General features: G+C 70.3%; 13 protein-coding genes. All 13 read left to right on the top strand.

Translation table 11 applies throughout. The annotated features are described in order from the left end of the window. The first annotated feature begins 45 nt into the window (after positions 1–45). Positions 46–1,569, top strand: coding sequence for a bifunctional tetrahydrofolate synthase/dihydrofolate synthase (gene folC / locus JKV81_RS17660; RefSeq protein ID WP_099172563.1), 1,524 nt, complete (start codon positions 46–48; stop codon positions 1,567–1,569). A gap of 3 nt (positions 1,570–1,572) precedes the next feature. Continuing rightward, entirely contained in the window at positions 1,573–1,941 is a 369-nt protein-coding gene (locus JKV81_RS17655) for a DUF4233 domain-containing protein (RefSeq protein WP_202076723.1), read from the top strand. Positions 1,942–2,026: 85 nt separating this feature from the next. Beyond that, positions 2,027–2,440, top strand: a complete 414-nt coding sequence (gene ndk, locus JKV81_RS17650; RefSeq protein ID WP_099172561.1) for a nucleoside-diphosphate kinase — start codon at positions 2,027–2,029, stop codon at positions 2,438–2,440. A gap of 291 nt (positions 2,441–2,731) precedes the next feature. Further along, the gene (locus tag JKV81_RS17645) at positions 2,732–3,751 is read left to right on the top strand and encodes a rod shape-determining protein (RefSeq protein WP_073746922.1); all 1,020 of its coding nucleotides are present in this window, start codon (positions 2,732–2,734) and stop codon (positions 3,749–3,751) included. Between the two features lie 97 nt (positions 3,752–3,848). After that, positions 3,849–4,907 carry a rod shape-determining protein MreC gene (gene mreC / locus JKV81_RS17640; RefSeq protein ID WP_124276501.1) on the top strand — a complete coding sequence of 353 codons (1,059 nt, stop codon included), beginning with the start codon at positions 3,849–3,851 and terminating at the stop codon, positions 4,905–4,907. An 11-nt stretch (positions 4,908–4,918) separates the two neighbouring features. Next, complete coding sequence (gene mreD / locus JKV81_RS17635; protein WP_202076721.1) at positions 4,919–5,581, top strand: rod shape-determining protein MreD; 663 nt, start codon at positions 4,919–4,921, stop codon at positions 5,579–5,581. A gap of 64 nt (positions 5,582–5,645) precedes the next feature. Next, on the top strand, positions 5,646–7,820 hold the full coding sequence (mrdA, locus tag JKV81_RS17630) for a penicillin-binding protein 2 (RefSeq protein WP_129262935.1): 2,175 nt from the start codon (positions 5,646–5,648) through the stop codon (positions 7,818–7,820). After that, entirely contained in the window at positions 7,820–9,013 is a 1,194-nt protein-coding gene (gene rodA, locus JKV81_RS17625) for a rod shape-determining protein RodA (RefSeq protein WP_124276504.1), read from the top strand. Before mrdA ends, rodA begins: the two co-directional genes overlap by 1 nt. Positions 9,014–9,061: 48 nt before the next feature. Continuing rightward, the gene (locus tag JKV81_RS17620; protein WP_202076719.1) at positions 9,062–10,591 is read left to right on the top strand and encodes a CYTH and CHAD domain-containing protein; all 1,530 of its coding nucleotides are present in this window, start codon (positions 9,062–9,064) and stop codon (positions 10,589–10,591) included. Between the two features lie 50 nt (positions 10,592–10,641). After that, on the top strand, positions 10,642–12,567 hold the full coding sequence (locus JKV81_RS17615; protein ID WP_202076717.1) for a TIGR03960 family B12-binding radical SAM protein: 1,926 nt from the start codon (positions 10,642–10,644) through the stop codon (positions 12,565–12,567). Between the two features lie 85 nt (positions 12,568–12,652). Next, positions 12,653–13,789 carry a hypothetical protein gene (locus tag JKV81_RS17610; protein ID WP_202076715.1) on the top strand — a complete coding sequence of 379 codons (1,137 nt, stop codon included), beginning with the start codon at positions 12,653–12,655 and terminating at the stop codon, positions 13,787–13,789. Between the two features lie 121 nt (positions 13,790–13,910). Next, positions 13,911–14,690, top strand: a complete 780-nt coding sequence (locus JKV81_RS17605) for a TIGR03936 family radical SAM-associated protein (protein WP_129262927.1) — start codon at positions 13,911–13,913, stop codon at positions 14,688–14,690. 229 nt (positions 14,691–14,919) lie between these two features. After that, positions 14,920–15,184, top strand: a 265-nt coding sequence (locus JKV81_RS17600) for a hypothetical protein (protein ID WP_202076713.1), incomplete at its 3' end; no start/stop codon positions are given.

The raw sequence follows: 15,184 nt of genomic DNA, 5'->3' as shown, positions 1-15,184 counted from the left end.
GCGGGCGCTGCGCGCGATGTCCGTGGCCATCCGTAGACTGGCCCTGTGAGTGAGCCCCGCCCTTCAGACCGGCACGACGCGTCCGACCCCGACGACACCTTCGCGGAGATCGTCGACGAAGAGACCCAGCGCGACCCCGACCTGGCGGTGATCGAGGCCGGGAGCCGGACGCTGCGCACCCAGTCGGGTCCGCCCCAGGGCGAGGCGGTCCCCGACCGCCCCTCCGACCCCGAGACCGACCGGGCGCTGCGCGAGGTGGAGCAGGAGCTCGCCGGACGCTGGGGCGAGACCAAGCTCGAACCCTCGGTGACCCGTATCGCGGCCCTGATGGACGTGCTGGGCGAGCCCCAGCGCGCCTACCCCTCGATCCACATCACCGGGACCAACGGCAAGACGAGCACGGCCCGCATGATCGAGGCCCTGCTGGGAGCCTTCGAGCTGCGCACCGGCCGCTACACCTCCCCGCACGTCCAGTCGATCACCGAGCGGATCAGCCTGGACGGCGCCCCGATCGAAGCCGAGCGCTTCATCGAGACGTACAACGACATCAAGCCGTACGTCGAGATGGTCGACGCCCAGCAGCCCTACCGCCTCTCCTTCTTCGAGGTGCTGACGGGCATGGCGTACGCGGCCTTCGCCGACGCGCCGGTCGACGTCGCGGTCGTCGAGGTCGGCATGGGCGGCACCTGGGACGCGACGAACGTCATCGACGCCTCGGTCGCCGTCGTCACCCCCATCTCGCTGGACCACACCGACCGCCTCGGCTCCACCCCCGCGGAGATCGCGGGGGAGAAGGCCGGCGTCATCAAGCAGGACGCCACGGTGATCCTGGCCCAGCAGCCGGTCGACGCCGCCCAGGTCATGCTCAAGAAGGCCGTCGAGGTGGACGCCACGGTCGCCCGCGAGGGTATGGAGTTCGGCGTCGTCTCCCGCGAGATCGCGGTCGGCGGCCAGCTGCTGACCCTGCGGGGCCTCGGCGGCGAGTACGACAACATCTTCCTGCCGCTCTACGGGGCGCACCAGGCGCACAACGCGGCGGTGGCGCTCGCCGCCGTCGAGGCGTTCTTCGGCATCGGCGCGGAGCAGGCCCGCAGCCTCGACGTCGAAGCGGTCCGCAAGGCCTTCCTCTCGGTGCTCTCGCCGGGCCGTCTGGAGGTCGTACGGTCCAGCCCCACCGTCGTGCTGGACGCGGCGCACAACCCGGCCGGCGCCCTCGCCGCCGCCGAGGGTGTCTCCGAGGCGTTCAGCTTCTCCCGGCTCATCGGGGTCGTCGGCGCGAGCGACGGCAAGGACGTGCGGGGCCTCCTCGAAGCGTTCGAGCCGATCTTCGCCGAGATCGTCGTCACCCAGAACTCCAGCCCGCGCTCCATGGACGCGGACGCCCTGGCCGCGGTCGCCGTCGAGGTCTTCGGCAACGAGCGCGTCCAGGTCGAGCCGCGTCTGGACGACGCGCTGGAGGCGGCGATCACCCTCGCCGAGGAAGAGGCCGAATACGCGGGCGCCGGAGTCCTGGTGACCGGATCCGTGATCACGGTCGGCGAGGCCCGGCTGCTTCTGGGAAGGCGCTGACCTGTGCGTACGCTCTGTGCATCGACGCTGATCGGTGAATTCTTCGTGATCGGTTTCGCCGGCCTCGTGGCGATGAAGTCCGACGACCTGTCCATGGCCACGGTCTGGACGGTCTGCGGCATCGGCATGCTGCTGTCCGTCCTGCTCTGCGGTGTGATCACCCGACCGGGTGGTGTGCAGCTCGGCTGGGCGCTCCAGATCCTGCTGGTGCTCAGCGGCTTCGTCGTCCCGATGATGTTCATCCTGGGCGTGATCTTCGCTGCCCTGTGGTGGGCCTCGGTGCACTACGGCCGCCGGATCGACGAGGCCAAGGCGCGGTGGGCGGCCCAGGCCGAGGCGCAGGAGAGCGCCGAGGCCCCGGCCCAAGGATGACGCAGCGTAAACCCGGCCGTAGGGCCGTTCGCGTACCCCTGTAATCTCGCCCTCACCCGCACCGGAAGTCTGCAAGGAGCCGTACATGACTCAGCGCACCCTCGTCCTTCTCAAGCCCGACGCCGTCCGGCGTGGGCTGATCGGCGAGATCGTCGGCCGCATCGAACGCAAGGCCGGATGGACGATCACCGCGCTGGAGCTGCGCACGCTCGACCAGGCGACCCTGGAGCAGCACTACGGCGAGCACAAGGGCCGTCCGTTCTACGAGCCGCTCGTCGAGTTCATGGCGTCCGGCCCCGTCGTCGCTCTGGTGGCCGAAGGCGAGCGTGTCATCGAGGGCATCCGCGCCCTGGCCGGCCCGACCGACCCGATCGCCGCCGCGCCCGGCTCCATCCGTGGCGACTTCGGCACGATCACCCGGGAGAACCTCATCCACGCCTCGGACTCCGAGGAGTCCGCAGAGCGAGAACTGAAGCTGTTCTTTCCGGGACTTTCCTGACTTCGGCTCCGCCAATCAGCGCTCATGACCTGGGCGACCGAAGTAATTCGGTCGCCCTTCGGCATAGGGTCACGTCTCGCGGGAACGCATCCCTCCGACGTAACGTCACCATGGGTGGAACGGGCAGCCGTTCCGCTCGCCATGGCGAAGGACCCTCGCGCTGTGTCCGTGCATACGGCACTACGATGGAAGCTTCCACGCCCGCAGCGCCAACCCTCGCCTACCTGAAACAAGCCATTCTTCGCTTCTGGGAAGGCCCGACGCATCCTCATGGGGAACAAGGGGAACTCAATGTCGTTCATCGGCCGTGACATGGCTATCGACCTCGGGACTGCCAACACGCTGGTGTACGTCAGGGGGCGCGGCATCGTTCTGAACGAGCCGTCCGTCGTGGCCATCAACACCAATACCGGCGGAATCCTGGCGGTCGGCGCCGAGGCAAAGAAGATGATCGGCCGCACGCCGGGCAACATCGTTGCCGTGCGGCCCCTGAAGGACGGCGTGATCGCCGACTTCGAGATCACGGAGCGCATGCTCCGCTACTTCATCCTCAAGATCCACAAGCGCCGCTACCTGGCCCGCCCGCGGGTCGTCGTCTGTGTGCCCTCCGGTATCACAGGGGTCGAGCGACGCGCCGTCATCGAGGCGTCCACGCAGGCCGGCGCGCGCCAGGTGCACATCATCGAGGAGCCCATGGCCGCGGCCATCGGCTCCGGTCTGCCGGTCCACGAGGCCACCGGCAACATGGTCGTCGACATCGGTGGCGGCACCACCGAGGTCGCGGTGATCTCGCTCGGCGGAATCGTCACTGCCCAGTCCATCCGGGTCGCCGGTGACGAGCTGGACAACGCGATCATCCAGCACATCAAGAAGGAGTACTCCCTCCTCCTCGGTGAGCGCACCGCCGAACAGATCAAGATCACGATCGGCTCGGCCTTCGAGATGGAGAAGGACGAGCACACCGAGATCCGCGGACGCGACCTGGTCTCGGGCCTGCCCAAGACCGTCGTCATCTCCGCGACCGAGGTGCGCAAGGCCATCGAGGAGCCGGTCAACGCGATCGTCGACGCCGTGAAGACGACGCTCGACAAGTGCCCGCCGGAGCTCTCGGGCGACGTCATGGACCGCGGCATCGTCCTCACCGGTGGCGGCGCGCTCCTGCGCGGACTCGACGAGCGGCTGCGCCACGAGACGGGCATGCCGATCCACATCGCCGAGGACCCGCTGGACTCGGTGGCGCTCGGTTCCGGGAAGTGCGTCGAGGAGTTCGAGGCGCTCCAGCAGGTGCTGGACGCCCAGCCCCGACGGTAGAACACGATGTTCCGCCGTACGGGCACTGCCGTCCCGTACGGCGGAACGTTGGTATACAGGCACGAACATTCCGACGAGGAAGGCACGGCCGCCGCACGTGAGGGACACACGAGAGAGCCGGCTGCTCCTGGTGCTGCTGATCGCCATCGCATTCGCCCTGATCACGGTGGATATCCGCGGTGGCGAGGAGTCACCGGTGGACGGAGCCCGGCAGGCCGCCGCCACGGTCTTCGGACCGGTCGAGAACGGCGTCTCGGCGGCGGTGGACCCGGTGGGCAACGCCATCGGCGCCGTACGGGACTCCGGTGACCGGCACGACCGGATCGCGGCACTGGAGCACGAGAACGCCGCGCTGAAGACGAAGCTCGGCAGCGACGACCGCAACACCAGCAAGGTCCGTCAGCTGGACACCATGCTGAAGAGCGCCGGGGCCGGCCAGTACGGCATCAAGGCCGCCGAAGTCATCGCCATAGGAGCGGCCCAGGGCTTCTCCTGGACGATCACCATCGACGCCGGCGCCAACGACGGCCTCAAGCGCGACATGACCGTACTGAACGGCGAGGGGCTCGTCGGCCGGGTCACCACCGTCGGCCCGAACACCTCGACCGTCCTGCTGGCCAACGACCCCGACTTCACCGTCGGCACCCGGATGGAGAAGACCGACGAGCTCGGCTTCGCCACCGGGCAGGGCTCCCGGCCGCTGTCGGTCCAGTTCCTCAACGGCAAGGCCGACGTGAAGAAGGGCGACCGGCTGGTCACCTTCGGCTCCAGCAAGGACAAGCCCTTCGTCCCCGGCGTGCCGGTCGGCGAGGTCGTCCGCGTCGACCCGTCCGGCGGTGACCTCACCCGCACCGTCTTCGTCCGCCCGTTCGTCGGCTTCACCAAGCTCGACATCGTGGGCATCGTCGTCCAGGCGCCCCGCGAGGACCCCCGCGACATGGTCCTGCCGAAGCAGCCCAAGAAGCCGGAGAAGCCCAAGCCCACCCCGACCGTCACCGTCACCGTCCAGCCCAACGGCGACCTCGTCGACGCCGAGGGGAAGGTCGTCGGGAACGTCAACGAGAAACCCGACGCCTCCGCTTCCCCCGGCGCCTCCCCGGACGCCGCCGGCGACGCCGGCACGGCAGCCGGCGACGCGGCGAACGACCAGGAATAGAGCTGATCCCCATGCGCTTCAACCGGACGCTGCTCTCCGCCACCCTGGTCGTGGTCGCCCTCGTCATCCAGGTGTCCGTCCTCGCCCGCCTCCAGCTCCCCGGGGCCACCCCCGATCTGCTGCTCCTCGTCGTCCTCGGACTCGCCTTCGTGTACGGGCACGTCAGCGGCGCCCTGATCGGCTTCGGCGCGGGCCTCCTCGCCGACCTGGCCCCGCCCGCCGACCACGCCGCCGGACGCTACGCCCTGGTCCTCTGCGTCGTCGGCTACCTCGCCGGACTGGCGCGGCCTTCGATCGGCCAGCTCAAGTCGGCCTTCACCCCGATGGCCTTCGTCGTCGCCGCGGCACTCGGCTCGACCCTGCTGTACGCCGGTGTCGGCGCCCTGGTCGGCGACACGGCCGCCCGCCATGTGGGCCTGGGCAGCCTGCTCTTCACCGCCGCGGTGTACGACCTGCTCCTCGCGCCGTTCACCGTCCCGCTGATCATGGCGCTCGCGAGACGTACCGAGAACGACCCGGTGGCCGACAGTTCCGGCAGCGGCGACGTCGCCGCCGGATGGCTGGCCACCGGCACCGGGCTGCGGATCGGCAGCCAGCGGAACGGGATGCGCCTGAGGGCGGCCCGCAGCCGCGCTTCACGCGCAGGAAGGATCAAGGGGGTCAAGCGGCTGTGAGGCTGTTTCCTTCCGGGGGCGACCCCCGTACCCCCGCCCGACCCACCAGCACCGGGGGCACCCCGTGAGCAACATTCCGGAGACGGGCCGGACCCCGCGGGTCCAGATCCGTCTCGTCGTGATCCAGGTCCTCGTCTTCTCCCTGCTCCTGACGCTCGGCGGCCGGCTCTGGTACCTCCAGATCCGCAACGGCCAGGAGTACACCGACGAGGCCAAGAACAACCACGTGCAGCAGGTCGTGCAGCCCGCCGTCCGGGGGGCCATCCTCGACGCGCGCGGCGTGCCCCTCGCCGACAACGAGACGCGTCTCGTCGTCTCCGCGAGCCGCACCGAGCTGATGAAGATGAAGGACGACGGCGTCGGTGTCCTCACCCGGCTGGCCGGCGTCCTGGACATGAAGCCCAAGGACGTCCTGGACAAGGTCCGGCTCTGCGACGCCAAGACCCCGCAGCCCTGCTGGAACGGCTCGCCCTACCAGCCGATCCCGGTCACCGACGAGGCCACCACGCAGCAGGCCCTCCAGATCCGTGAGCGCGCCGAGGACTTCCCCGGCATCACCGCCGAACCCACCGCCGTACGCCGCTACGCCGCACCCGGCAAGGCCAACACCGCCCAGGTCCTCGGCTACCTCTCGCCGGTCACCGACGAAGAGGTCACCAAGGCCCAGGACACCGACTCGCCGTACCTCCGCTCCGACCAGGTCGGCCGCTCCGGCCTGGAGCGCACGTACGACAAGGAGCTGCGCGGCAAGGCCGGCGTCACCCGGTACGAGGTCGACAACCTCGGCCGCGTCATCGGCCAGGCGCAGAACGACGAGGCCGAGCCCGGCGCCAGCGTCGTCACCTCCATCGACGCCCGGGTCCAGGCCGTCGCCGAGTACGAGCTGAACCAGGCGATGGAGACGGCCCGCAAGGAGATGGACCGCAACACCAACGAGCTGTACAAGGCCGACTCCGGCGCCGTCGTCGTCATGGAGGCCAAGACCGGCCGCATCGTGTCGATGGCCTCCCTGCCGACGTACGACCCCAACGCCTGGATCGGCGGGATCTCCGCCAAGGACTACGCGAAGCTCACCGGCAAGAAGTCCAACTTCCCGCTGCTGAACCGCGCCATCCAGGGCACCGCCGCACCCGGCTCGATCTTCAAGGTCATCTCCTCGACCGCCGCGGTCAACGCCGGATACGACTTCGACGGCAACTACCCGTGCCCGAGCTCGTACTCCATCGGCGGCCAGACCTTCAAGAACTTCGAGTCCCAGGGCTACGGCAGCATCACCATCGGCCGCGCCCTCGAAGTCTCCTGCGACACCGTCTACTACGGCCTCGCGCACAAGGAATGGGCGAAGGACGGCGGCAACAAGCCGAAGAAGAACCCGGCGGACTGGTTCTACAAGACCGCCCACCAGTTCGGCCTCGGCAAGGAGACCGGCATCGACCTCCCCAACGAGGTCTCCGGCCGCGTCCCCGACCGCCAGTGGAAGCAGGACTTCTACGACGCCAACAAGGCGTCCTGGTGCAAGCAGGGCAAGAAGGACGGCACGTACGTCGAGAAGATCGCGTACGAGGGCTGCATCGAGGGCAACAAGATGCGCGCCGGTGACTCCGTCAACTACTCGATCGGCCAGGGCGACACGCTCGTCACGCCGATCCAGATGGCGACCATCTACGCTGCGATCTCCAACGGCGGCACCCTGTACGACCCGACCGTCGGCAAGGCGATCGTCAGCGGCGACGGAAAGACCGTCCAGGAGATCGCGCCCCAGGCCCACGGCAAGCTGCCCTTCAAGGCGGACACGCGCGACAAGATAGACGAAGCCCTCGCGGGAGTCGCGACCCGGGGCAGCGCCGCCTGGCGGTTCGGCGGATGGCCCCAGGACAAGATCCCGATGCACGCCAAGACGGGTACGGCCGAGGTCTACGGCAAGCAGACGACCTCGTGGTTCGCCACGTACACCAAGGACTACTCGATCGTCATGACGATCTCCCAGGGTGGTACGGGCTCCGGAGCGTCCGGCCCCGCCGTGCGCAACATCTACAACGCGCTCTACGGGCTCGACGCGAGCGGCAAGCAGGACCTCAAGAAGGCGCTGCTGCCCGCGCCCCAGAAGACCCTGCCCAAGATCAAGCCGGACGGCCAGATCGAGTCGCCCAAGATCAAGCCGTACACCCCCGCGCCCGTCGACGACGGCACGCAGGCACTCGCGGGCGCCCTGCCCGCGACCGTGGGGAGGCGTGACTGATGGCGGGCTTCTCCGTCTCGCGCTACGCCCCCGAGGAACGCACCATCTGGGCCAAGCTCACCGCCCGCGACTCCGTCGTGCGGCGGCTGGACTGGCCCCTGCTCGGATCGTCCCTCGCGCTGTCCTTCGTCGGCTCGCTGCTGGTCTGGTCGGCGACCCGGGGCCGTGAGTCCCTCACGCACGGCGACCCGTACTACTTCCTCTTCCGGCACGCGCTCAACACCGGCATCGGCCTCGCGCTGATGATCGGCACCATCTGGCTCGGGCACCGCACCCTGCGGGGGGCGGTGCCGGTCCTCTACGGGCTGTCGGTCCTGCTCGTCCTCGCGGTCCTCACCCCGCTGGGCGCCACCGTCAACGGCGCGCACGCCTGGATCCTCCTTCCCGGCGGCTTCTCGCTCCAGCCCTCCGAGTTCACCAAGATCACGATCATCCTCGGCATGGCGATGCTGCTCGCCGCCCGCGTCGACGCGGGAGACCAGCTGCACCCCGACCACCGGACCGTCGCCAAGGCGCTCGGCCTGGCGCTCGTCCCGATGGCCGTCGTCATGCTGATGCCCGACCTCGGCTCCGTCATGGTCATGGCCGTCATCGTGCTCGGCGTGCTCCTCGCCTCCGGCGCCTCCAACCGCTGGGTCTTCGGACTCCTCGGCGCGGGCACCGCGGGCGCGGTGGCCGTCTGGCAGCTCGGCGTCCTGGACGACTACCAGATCGCCCGCTTCGCGGCCTTCGCCAACCCGGCGCTCGACCCGGCCGGCGTCGGCTACAACACCAACCAGGCCCGCATCGCCATCGGCTCCGGCGGACTCACGGGCACCGGGCTCTTCAACGGCTCCCAGACGACCGGGCAGTTCGTCCCCGAGCAGCAGACCGACTTCGTCTTCACCGTCGCGGGCGAGGAGCTCGGCTTCCTCGGAGCCGGACTGATCATCGTCCTGCTCGGCGTCGTCCTGTGGCGCGCCTGCCGCATCGCCCGGGGGACGACCGAGCTGTACGGGACGATCGTGGCCGCCGGCATCATCGCCTGGTTCGCCTTCCAGTCCTTCGAGAACATCGGGATGACGCTCGGGATCATGCCGGTGGCGGGGCTCCCGCTGCCGTTCGTCTCGTACGGGGGCTCGTCGATGTTCGCGGTCTGGGTGGCGATCGGCCTGCTCCAGTCGATCAAGGTGCAACGCCCGATGTCAGCCTGATCGCTCCACTCTGCGCATATTCGCGAGCGTCGCGGATAGGTTCGAGGTATGGCGGACTCGAAGCGTGAGGTCGAGCGTAAGTACGAAGCGACTCCCGAGACCCGGCTGCCCGATCTGACCCGCGCGGCCGGGGTCTCGGCGGTCGTCCACCGCGGCCTCAGCGAACTCGACGCCGTCTACTACGACACCGAGGACCTCCGGCTGGCCGCCGACTCCCTCACCCTGCGCCGCAGAACGGGCGGAGGCGACGCCGGATGGCACCTCAAGATCCCCGTCTCCGCCGGTGTCCGTGACGAGATCCAGGCCCCGCTCACCGACACCCTGCCGCCCGACCTCGGCGAGCTGCTCCGCTCCCGGGTACGGAACACCCCGGTGGCCCCCGTCGTCCGCATACTCTCCGCCCGCGACGTCCACCACCTCCTCGGCGAGGACGGCACCCTGCTCGCCGAGCTGAGCATCGACGAAGTCCTCGCGGAGCGCCTCACCGAGGAGGGCCACGGCACCACGTCGGCGTGGACCGAGCTGGAGGTCGAGCTGGCCGACGACGCCGACCCCGCCGTCCTCGACGCCGTCGAGCGGCGGCTCCGCAAGGCAGGCATCCGGCCCTCGGCCGCGCCGTCCAAGCTCGCCAGGGCGCTGGCCGGGACCGCGCCCGGTGCGCCGGGCACGGAGAAGGCGAAGGCGCCGTCCCCGCGCACCGCGGGCGACCATGTGCTCGCCTACGTACGCCGCCAGGTCACGGCCCTCGTCGAGCTGGACCCGGCCGTCCGCCGCGACCTGCCCGACAGCGTGCACCGCATGCGGGTCGCCACCCGCCGGCTGCGCAGTGCCTTCAGGACGTACCGCAGGATCCTCGACCGGCAGGTCACCGACCCTCTCCGGGGCGACCTCAAGTGGCTCGCCGCCGAACTCGGGGTCGACCGCGACCAGGAGGTCCTCGACGCACGGCTCCGCTCCCACGTCTCCCAGGTGCCCGCACCCCTCCTGCTGGGTCCCGTGAGCGCCCGGCTGAAGCTCACCTCCGTCGCCCGGCGGACCGGATCACGGCAGCGCGTCGCCGCCGTACTCGACGAGGACCGCTATCTGGCCCTGCTGGACTCCCTGGACGCCCTCCTGGCCGACCCGCCGCTGCTCCCCGCGGCCGCGCGTCCGCCGGAGGACGCCCTGCCCCGCGCCGTACTCAAGGACTACGAACGCCTCGCAGCCCGCATCGGGCACGCGCTGGAGCGCGACCCGGGGGAGGAGCGCGACGTCGCCATGCACGAGGCGCGCAAGGCCGCCAAGCGCGTCCGTTACGCCGCCGAGGCCGCCAGGCCCGCGCTCGGGAAGCCGGCGAAGAAGTTCGCCAAACGGATGAAGTCCGTGCAGTCGGTCCTCGGCGATCACCAGGACAGCGTCGTCGCCAGGGTCGCCCTGCGCACCCTCGCGGTCCAGGCCCACGGCGCGGGGGAGTCCGCGTTCACCTGGGGCCTGCTGTACGGCCGCGAGGAGGCCGCTGCGGCGGAACGGGAACGCGAACTGCCCGAGGTCTGGGCGCGGGCGTCCCGGCCGGGACTGCGGGCGGCACTGAAAGGCTGAGCACCGGGTTACGCTTGATGGTCACCCCTGCCAGCTACGAAGGTCCTCAGATGTCTGCCGAGTCGGTCTTCCCGCAGCTCGAAGCGCTCCTCCCGCATGTGCAGAAGCCCATTCAGTACGTCGGCGGTGAGCTGAACTCCACCGTCAAACCGTGGGACGAATGCGACGTCCGCTGGGCCCTCATGTACCCGGACGCCTACGAGGTCGGACTCCCCAACCAGGGCGTCATGATCCTCTACGAGGTGCTCAACGAGCGCGAGGGCGTCCTCGCCGAGCGCACGTACAGCGTGTGGCCGGACCTCGAGGAGCTGATGCGCGAGCACAAGGTGCCCCAGTTCACCGTGGACAGCCACCGCCCCGTCGGCGCCTTCGACGTGTTCGGCCTCAGCTTCTCCACCGAGCTGGGCTACACCAACATGCTCACGGCCCTGGACCTCGCGGGCATCCCGCTGGAGTCAAAGGACCGCACCGTCGACCACCCGATCGTGCTGGCGGGCGGCCACGCCGCGTTCAACCCCGAGCCGATCGCGGACTTCATCGACTGCGCGGTCATCGGCGACGGCGAGCAGGCCGTCCTGGAGATCACCGAGATCATCCGCGCCTGGAAGGCCGAGGGCCGCCCCGGCGGCCGGGAGGAGGTGCTCTTCCGCCTCGCGAGGACGGGCGGCGTCTACGTCCCCGGCTTCTACGACGTCGAGTACCTGCCCGACGGCCGCATCGGCCGTGTCGTGCCGAAGAAGTCCGGCGTGCCGTGGCGCGTGTCCAAGCACACCGTCATGGACCTCGACGAATGGCCGTACCCCAAGCAGCCCCTCGTCCCCCTCGCCGAGACCGTCCACGAGCGGATGTCCGTCGAGATCTTCCGCGGCTGCACCCGCGGCTGCCGTTTCTGCCAGGCCGGCATGATCACGCGCCCCGTGCGGGAGCGAAGCATCACCGGCATCGGCGAGATGGTGGAGAAGGGCCTCAAGGCCACGGGCTTCGAGGAGGTCGGCCTCCTGTCGCTCTCCTCCGCGGACCACTCCGAGATCGGTGACATCGCCAAGGGCCTCGCCGACCGGTACACGGACGACAAGATCGGCCTCTCGCTGCCCTCCACCCGCGTCGACGCGTTCAACGTGGACCTGGCCAACGAGCTGACCCGCAACGGCCGCAGGTCCGGCCTCACCTTCGCCCCCGAGGGCGGCTCCGAGCGCATGCGCAAGGTCATCAACAAGATGGTCTCGGAGGAGGACCTGATCCGCACGGTCGCCACCGCGTACGGCAACGGCTGGCGCCAGGTGAAGCTGTACTTCATGTGCGGCCTGCCCACCGAGACCGACGAGGACGTCCTCCAGATCGGTGACATGGCGGTCAACGTGATCGCCAAGGGCCGCGAGGTCTCCGGGCAGAACGACATCCGCTGCACCGTCTCCATCGGCGGATTCGTGCCCAAGCCGCACACCCCCTTCCAGTGGGCCCCGCAGCTCAGCGCCGAGGACACCGACGCCCGGCTGAAGAAGCTCCGGGACAAGATCCGCGACGACAAGAAGTACGGGCGCTCCATCGGCTTCCGCTACCACGACGGCAAGCCCGGCATCGTCGAGGGACTGCTCTCCCGCGGTGACCGCCGGGTCGGCGCCGTCATCCGCGAGGTCTACGAGTCCGGCGGCCGCTTCGACGGCTGGCGCGAGCACTTCAGCTACGACCTCTGGATGAGGAGCGCGGAGAAGACGCTGCCCGCCTTCGGCGTCGACGTCGACTGGTACACCACCCGTGAGCGGACCTACGAGGAGGTCCTGCCCTGGGACCACCTGGACTCCGGGCTCGACAAGGACTGGCTCTGGGAGGACTGGCAGGACTCCCTCGACGAGACCGAGGTCGAGGACTGCCGCTGGACGCCGTGCTTCGACTGCGGCGTGTGCCCCCAGCTCGACCTGGACATCCAGATCGGCCCCACCGGCAAGAAGCTCCTGCCGCTGACGGTCGTGAAGTAGTTCCCCTTCCGGCTTTCGAATGACAGCCCGGTGACGAACGCCCGGCCCGGGAAACCCCGGGCCGGGCGTTCGCGTCTCCCAGGGCATGGACCTCGACAAGCACCGCACGCCACCCCCGCCGTACGAAGGCGGGGAAGGCTGTCTGACGACCCTCGTCAGAATCCCCGTCAGGATCGTGGTGCTGGTCCTCGTCCTGCCCGTACGCATGCTCTGGGACCTGCTCGTCGCGGGCGGCCGGCTCCTGGAACGGGCGCTGCTGCGCCCTCTGGGCAGGGCGCTGGAGTGGGTGTACGACCAGGTGCTCACCCCGGTCGGCCGGGCCCTCGGGTGGCTGGCCGTCGCCCTCCTCCTATGGCCCTGGGTAGGCCTGTGGCGCTACCTCGTCGTCCCCGTCGTCCGGTACGGGGTCGTCGTCCCCCTGAAGTGGCTCCACTCGGCCGTGCTCACCCCGGCCGGACACGGGCTGCGGTGGGTGTACGACAAACTGCTCGTCCCGGCGGTGACCGGACTCGTCACCCTCCTCCTGGTGTGGCCGGCCGTCGGCGCCTGGCGGTACGTCCTCAGGCCGCTCGGCATCGCGGTGGACCGGCTGGTCGTCCACCTGGTCGTCGTACCGCTGCTCTGGTTCCACCGGAACGTGCTCACCCCGGTGGGGCACGGCATCGCGTGGGCGCTCCTGATGGCCGGAAAGGGGCTCGCCGCCACCGCGCGGGGAGTGTGGGCCGCTGTCGTGTGGCTGGTCATGACCCTGCTCGTGCTGCCCCTCGGATGGGTGTACCGGCGCGTCCTCGCCCCCGTCGGCCGGGAGATCGTGGCGGCCGTCGGGGTCGCCTGGCGGATCGCCGGATACCTCTCGCGTGCCGTCGGCCGCGTCCTGGCCTGGCTGGCCTGGAACCTGGTCGGCGCGCCGGTGACCTGGGTCTACCGCACGGTGTGCACTCCGGTGGGGCACTTCCTGCGCGACACCGTCTGGGCCCCCGTCAAGGCGGCCGCGCTGGAGGCGGGACGCGCGGCCCGCGGCGCTCTGGCCTCCGCCCGGGAGACCTTCCGCGCGGCGCGCAGGGACGCCTGGCGTGCGCTCGTGGGAACACCGCAGGTCACGGACGCGCGGGAACTCGAAGCGTCCGCGGCGCGTACCCTGGGTAGGACAACGACTGTCCCCAGCGCGGCGCCCGCATCCGAGATCTCCCTGCTTGCCGAGAAAACCGTCAAGCGGGGGTGAGCCGGAGCGGCACCCCGGGGCACCCCGTATTTCGTGGGCGGCAGCCACCGCGGCCGCCCCGCACCGAGGAGAAGAACCACTGGGCAAGCGACAGCCCGAAGGCCCGCCGCCCGCACCGGCGGTGCAGCGCATCCGACTGCGCTACACCAAGCGGGGCCGCCTCCGGTTCACCAGCCACAGAGACTTCCAGCGTGCCTTCGAGCGGGCGCTGCGCCGCTCCGAGGTGCCCATGGCCTACTCGGCGGGCTTCACCCCGCACCCGAAGGTGTCGTACGCCAACGCCGCCCCGACGGGTACGGGCAGCGAGGCCGAGTTCCTGGAGATCGCCCTCACCGAGGCGCGGGATCCGGACACGCTGCGCAAGCTGCTCGACGCGTCGATGCCCGAGGGCCTCGACGTGATCGACGCGGTGGAGGCCCGCACCTCCGGACTCGCCGACCGGCTGACCGCCTCCGTATGGGAGATGCGCCTGGACGGCGTCACCGTCCAGGACGCGGAGAAGGCCGTCGAGGCCTTCCTCGCGGCCGACACCGTCGAGGTCCAGCGACGTGCGAAGAACGGCATGCGGAGCTTCGACGCCCGCGCCGCCGTGGCCGGCCTCCAGGCCCTTGATCCACAGCCTGATAGGTCCGGGGACAGGCCCTGTGCGATACTGCGCCTGGTAGTACGGCACGTGACACCTGCCGTGCGACCCGACGACGTCCTGTCCGGTCTCCGCGCTGTGGCCGACCTAACGCCGCCGGTCCCCGCAGCGGTGACCAGGCTGGCGCAGGGGCTCTTCGACGAGGAGTCCGGCACGGTGACCGACCCGCTCGCGCCCGACCGCGAGGCAGCCCCGGCCGTATCCACGGCCGATCCGGCAGCCGCCGCGACGGTGCCGGAAGGTGCAGGTTCCGCGTAAGGCGGTCGTTGTAGCGCAGCCCTCGGACTCGGGAGCCACCTGGGTCGGGCCGCGCACCGCCCCATAAGACTTTCGCCAGGCCGTGCGTCACGCGTACGGAACCGGCGAGCCAGACATCAGCTCCCGTGCGGCGCCCGCGCCCCGGACGGCGGTATCGCGCACATCACGCGAATCGCGCCGGACCGGAATCAGGCGTGGCGCCCGGGAGCGCGACGGGAGAACCGCCCGCATGCACGAGCCGAACGAATCCGGTACGACCGGAAACACCGAAGACAACAACGCTCCCGGGGACAAGCTGCCGCCGCGCCGCAGGCGCCGCGCGGCGTCCCGCCCCGCCGGCCCGCCGTCCGGCGCGCCGGGAGCGGCCGCCGCCGAGGACGTCACGCCGGCCATACCGGCCGCTGCCGACGAGAGCCCCGCCGAGCCCGTAGCCGAGGCCGCGCCGCCGGCGCGAGCCCGTCGCCGTGCGGTCCGTAAGGCGACCGCTCCGGCGG

Origin of the sequence: Streptomyces silvae (genome assembly GCF_016745505.1) — a bacterium.
Taxonomy (GTDB): Bacteria; Actinomycetota; Actinomycetes; order Streptomycetales; family Streptomycetaceae; genus Streptomyces; species Streptomyces silvae.
The sequence above is the reverse complement of the archived record's forward strand: the minus strand, read 5'-3'. Positions and strand labels throughout refer to the sequence as shown.

Coding starts and splice junctions, on each gene's coding strand:
- rodA (WP_124276504.1), top strand. CDS start 7,820: ATGGCGGGCTTCTCCGTCTCGCGCTACGCCCCCGAGGAACGCACCATC.
- JKV81_RS17645 (WP_073746922.1), top strand. CDS start 2,732: ATGTCGTTCATCGGCCGTGACATGGCTATCGACCTCGGGACTGCCAAC.
- JKV81_RS17615 (WP_202076717.1), top strand. CDS start 10,642: ATGTCTGCCGAGTCGGTCTTCCCGCAGCTCGAAGCGCTCCTCCCGCAT.
- JKV81_RS17620 (WP_202076719.1), top strand. CDS start 9,062: ATGGCGGACTCGAAGCGTGAGGTCGAGCGTAAGTACGAAGCGACTCCC.
- mreD (WP_202076721.1), top strand. CDS start 4,919: ATGCGCTTCAACCGGACGCTGCTCTCCGCCACCCTGGTCGTGGTCGCC.
- JKV81_RS17610 (WP_202076715.1), top strand. CDS start 12,653: ATGGACCTCGACAAGCACCGCACGCCACCCCCGCCGTACGAAGGCGGG.
- ndk (WP_099172561.1), top strand. CDS start 2,027: ATGACTCAGCGCACCCTCGTCCTTCTCAAGCCCGACGCCGTCCGGCGT.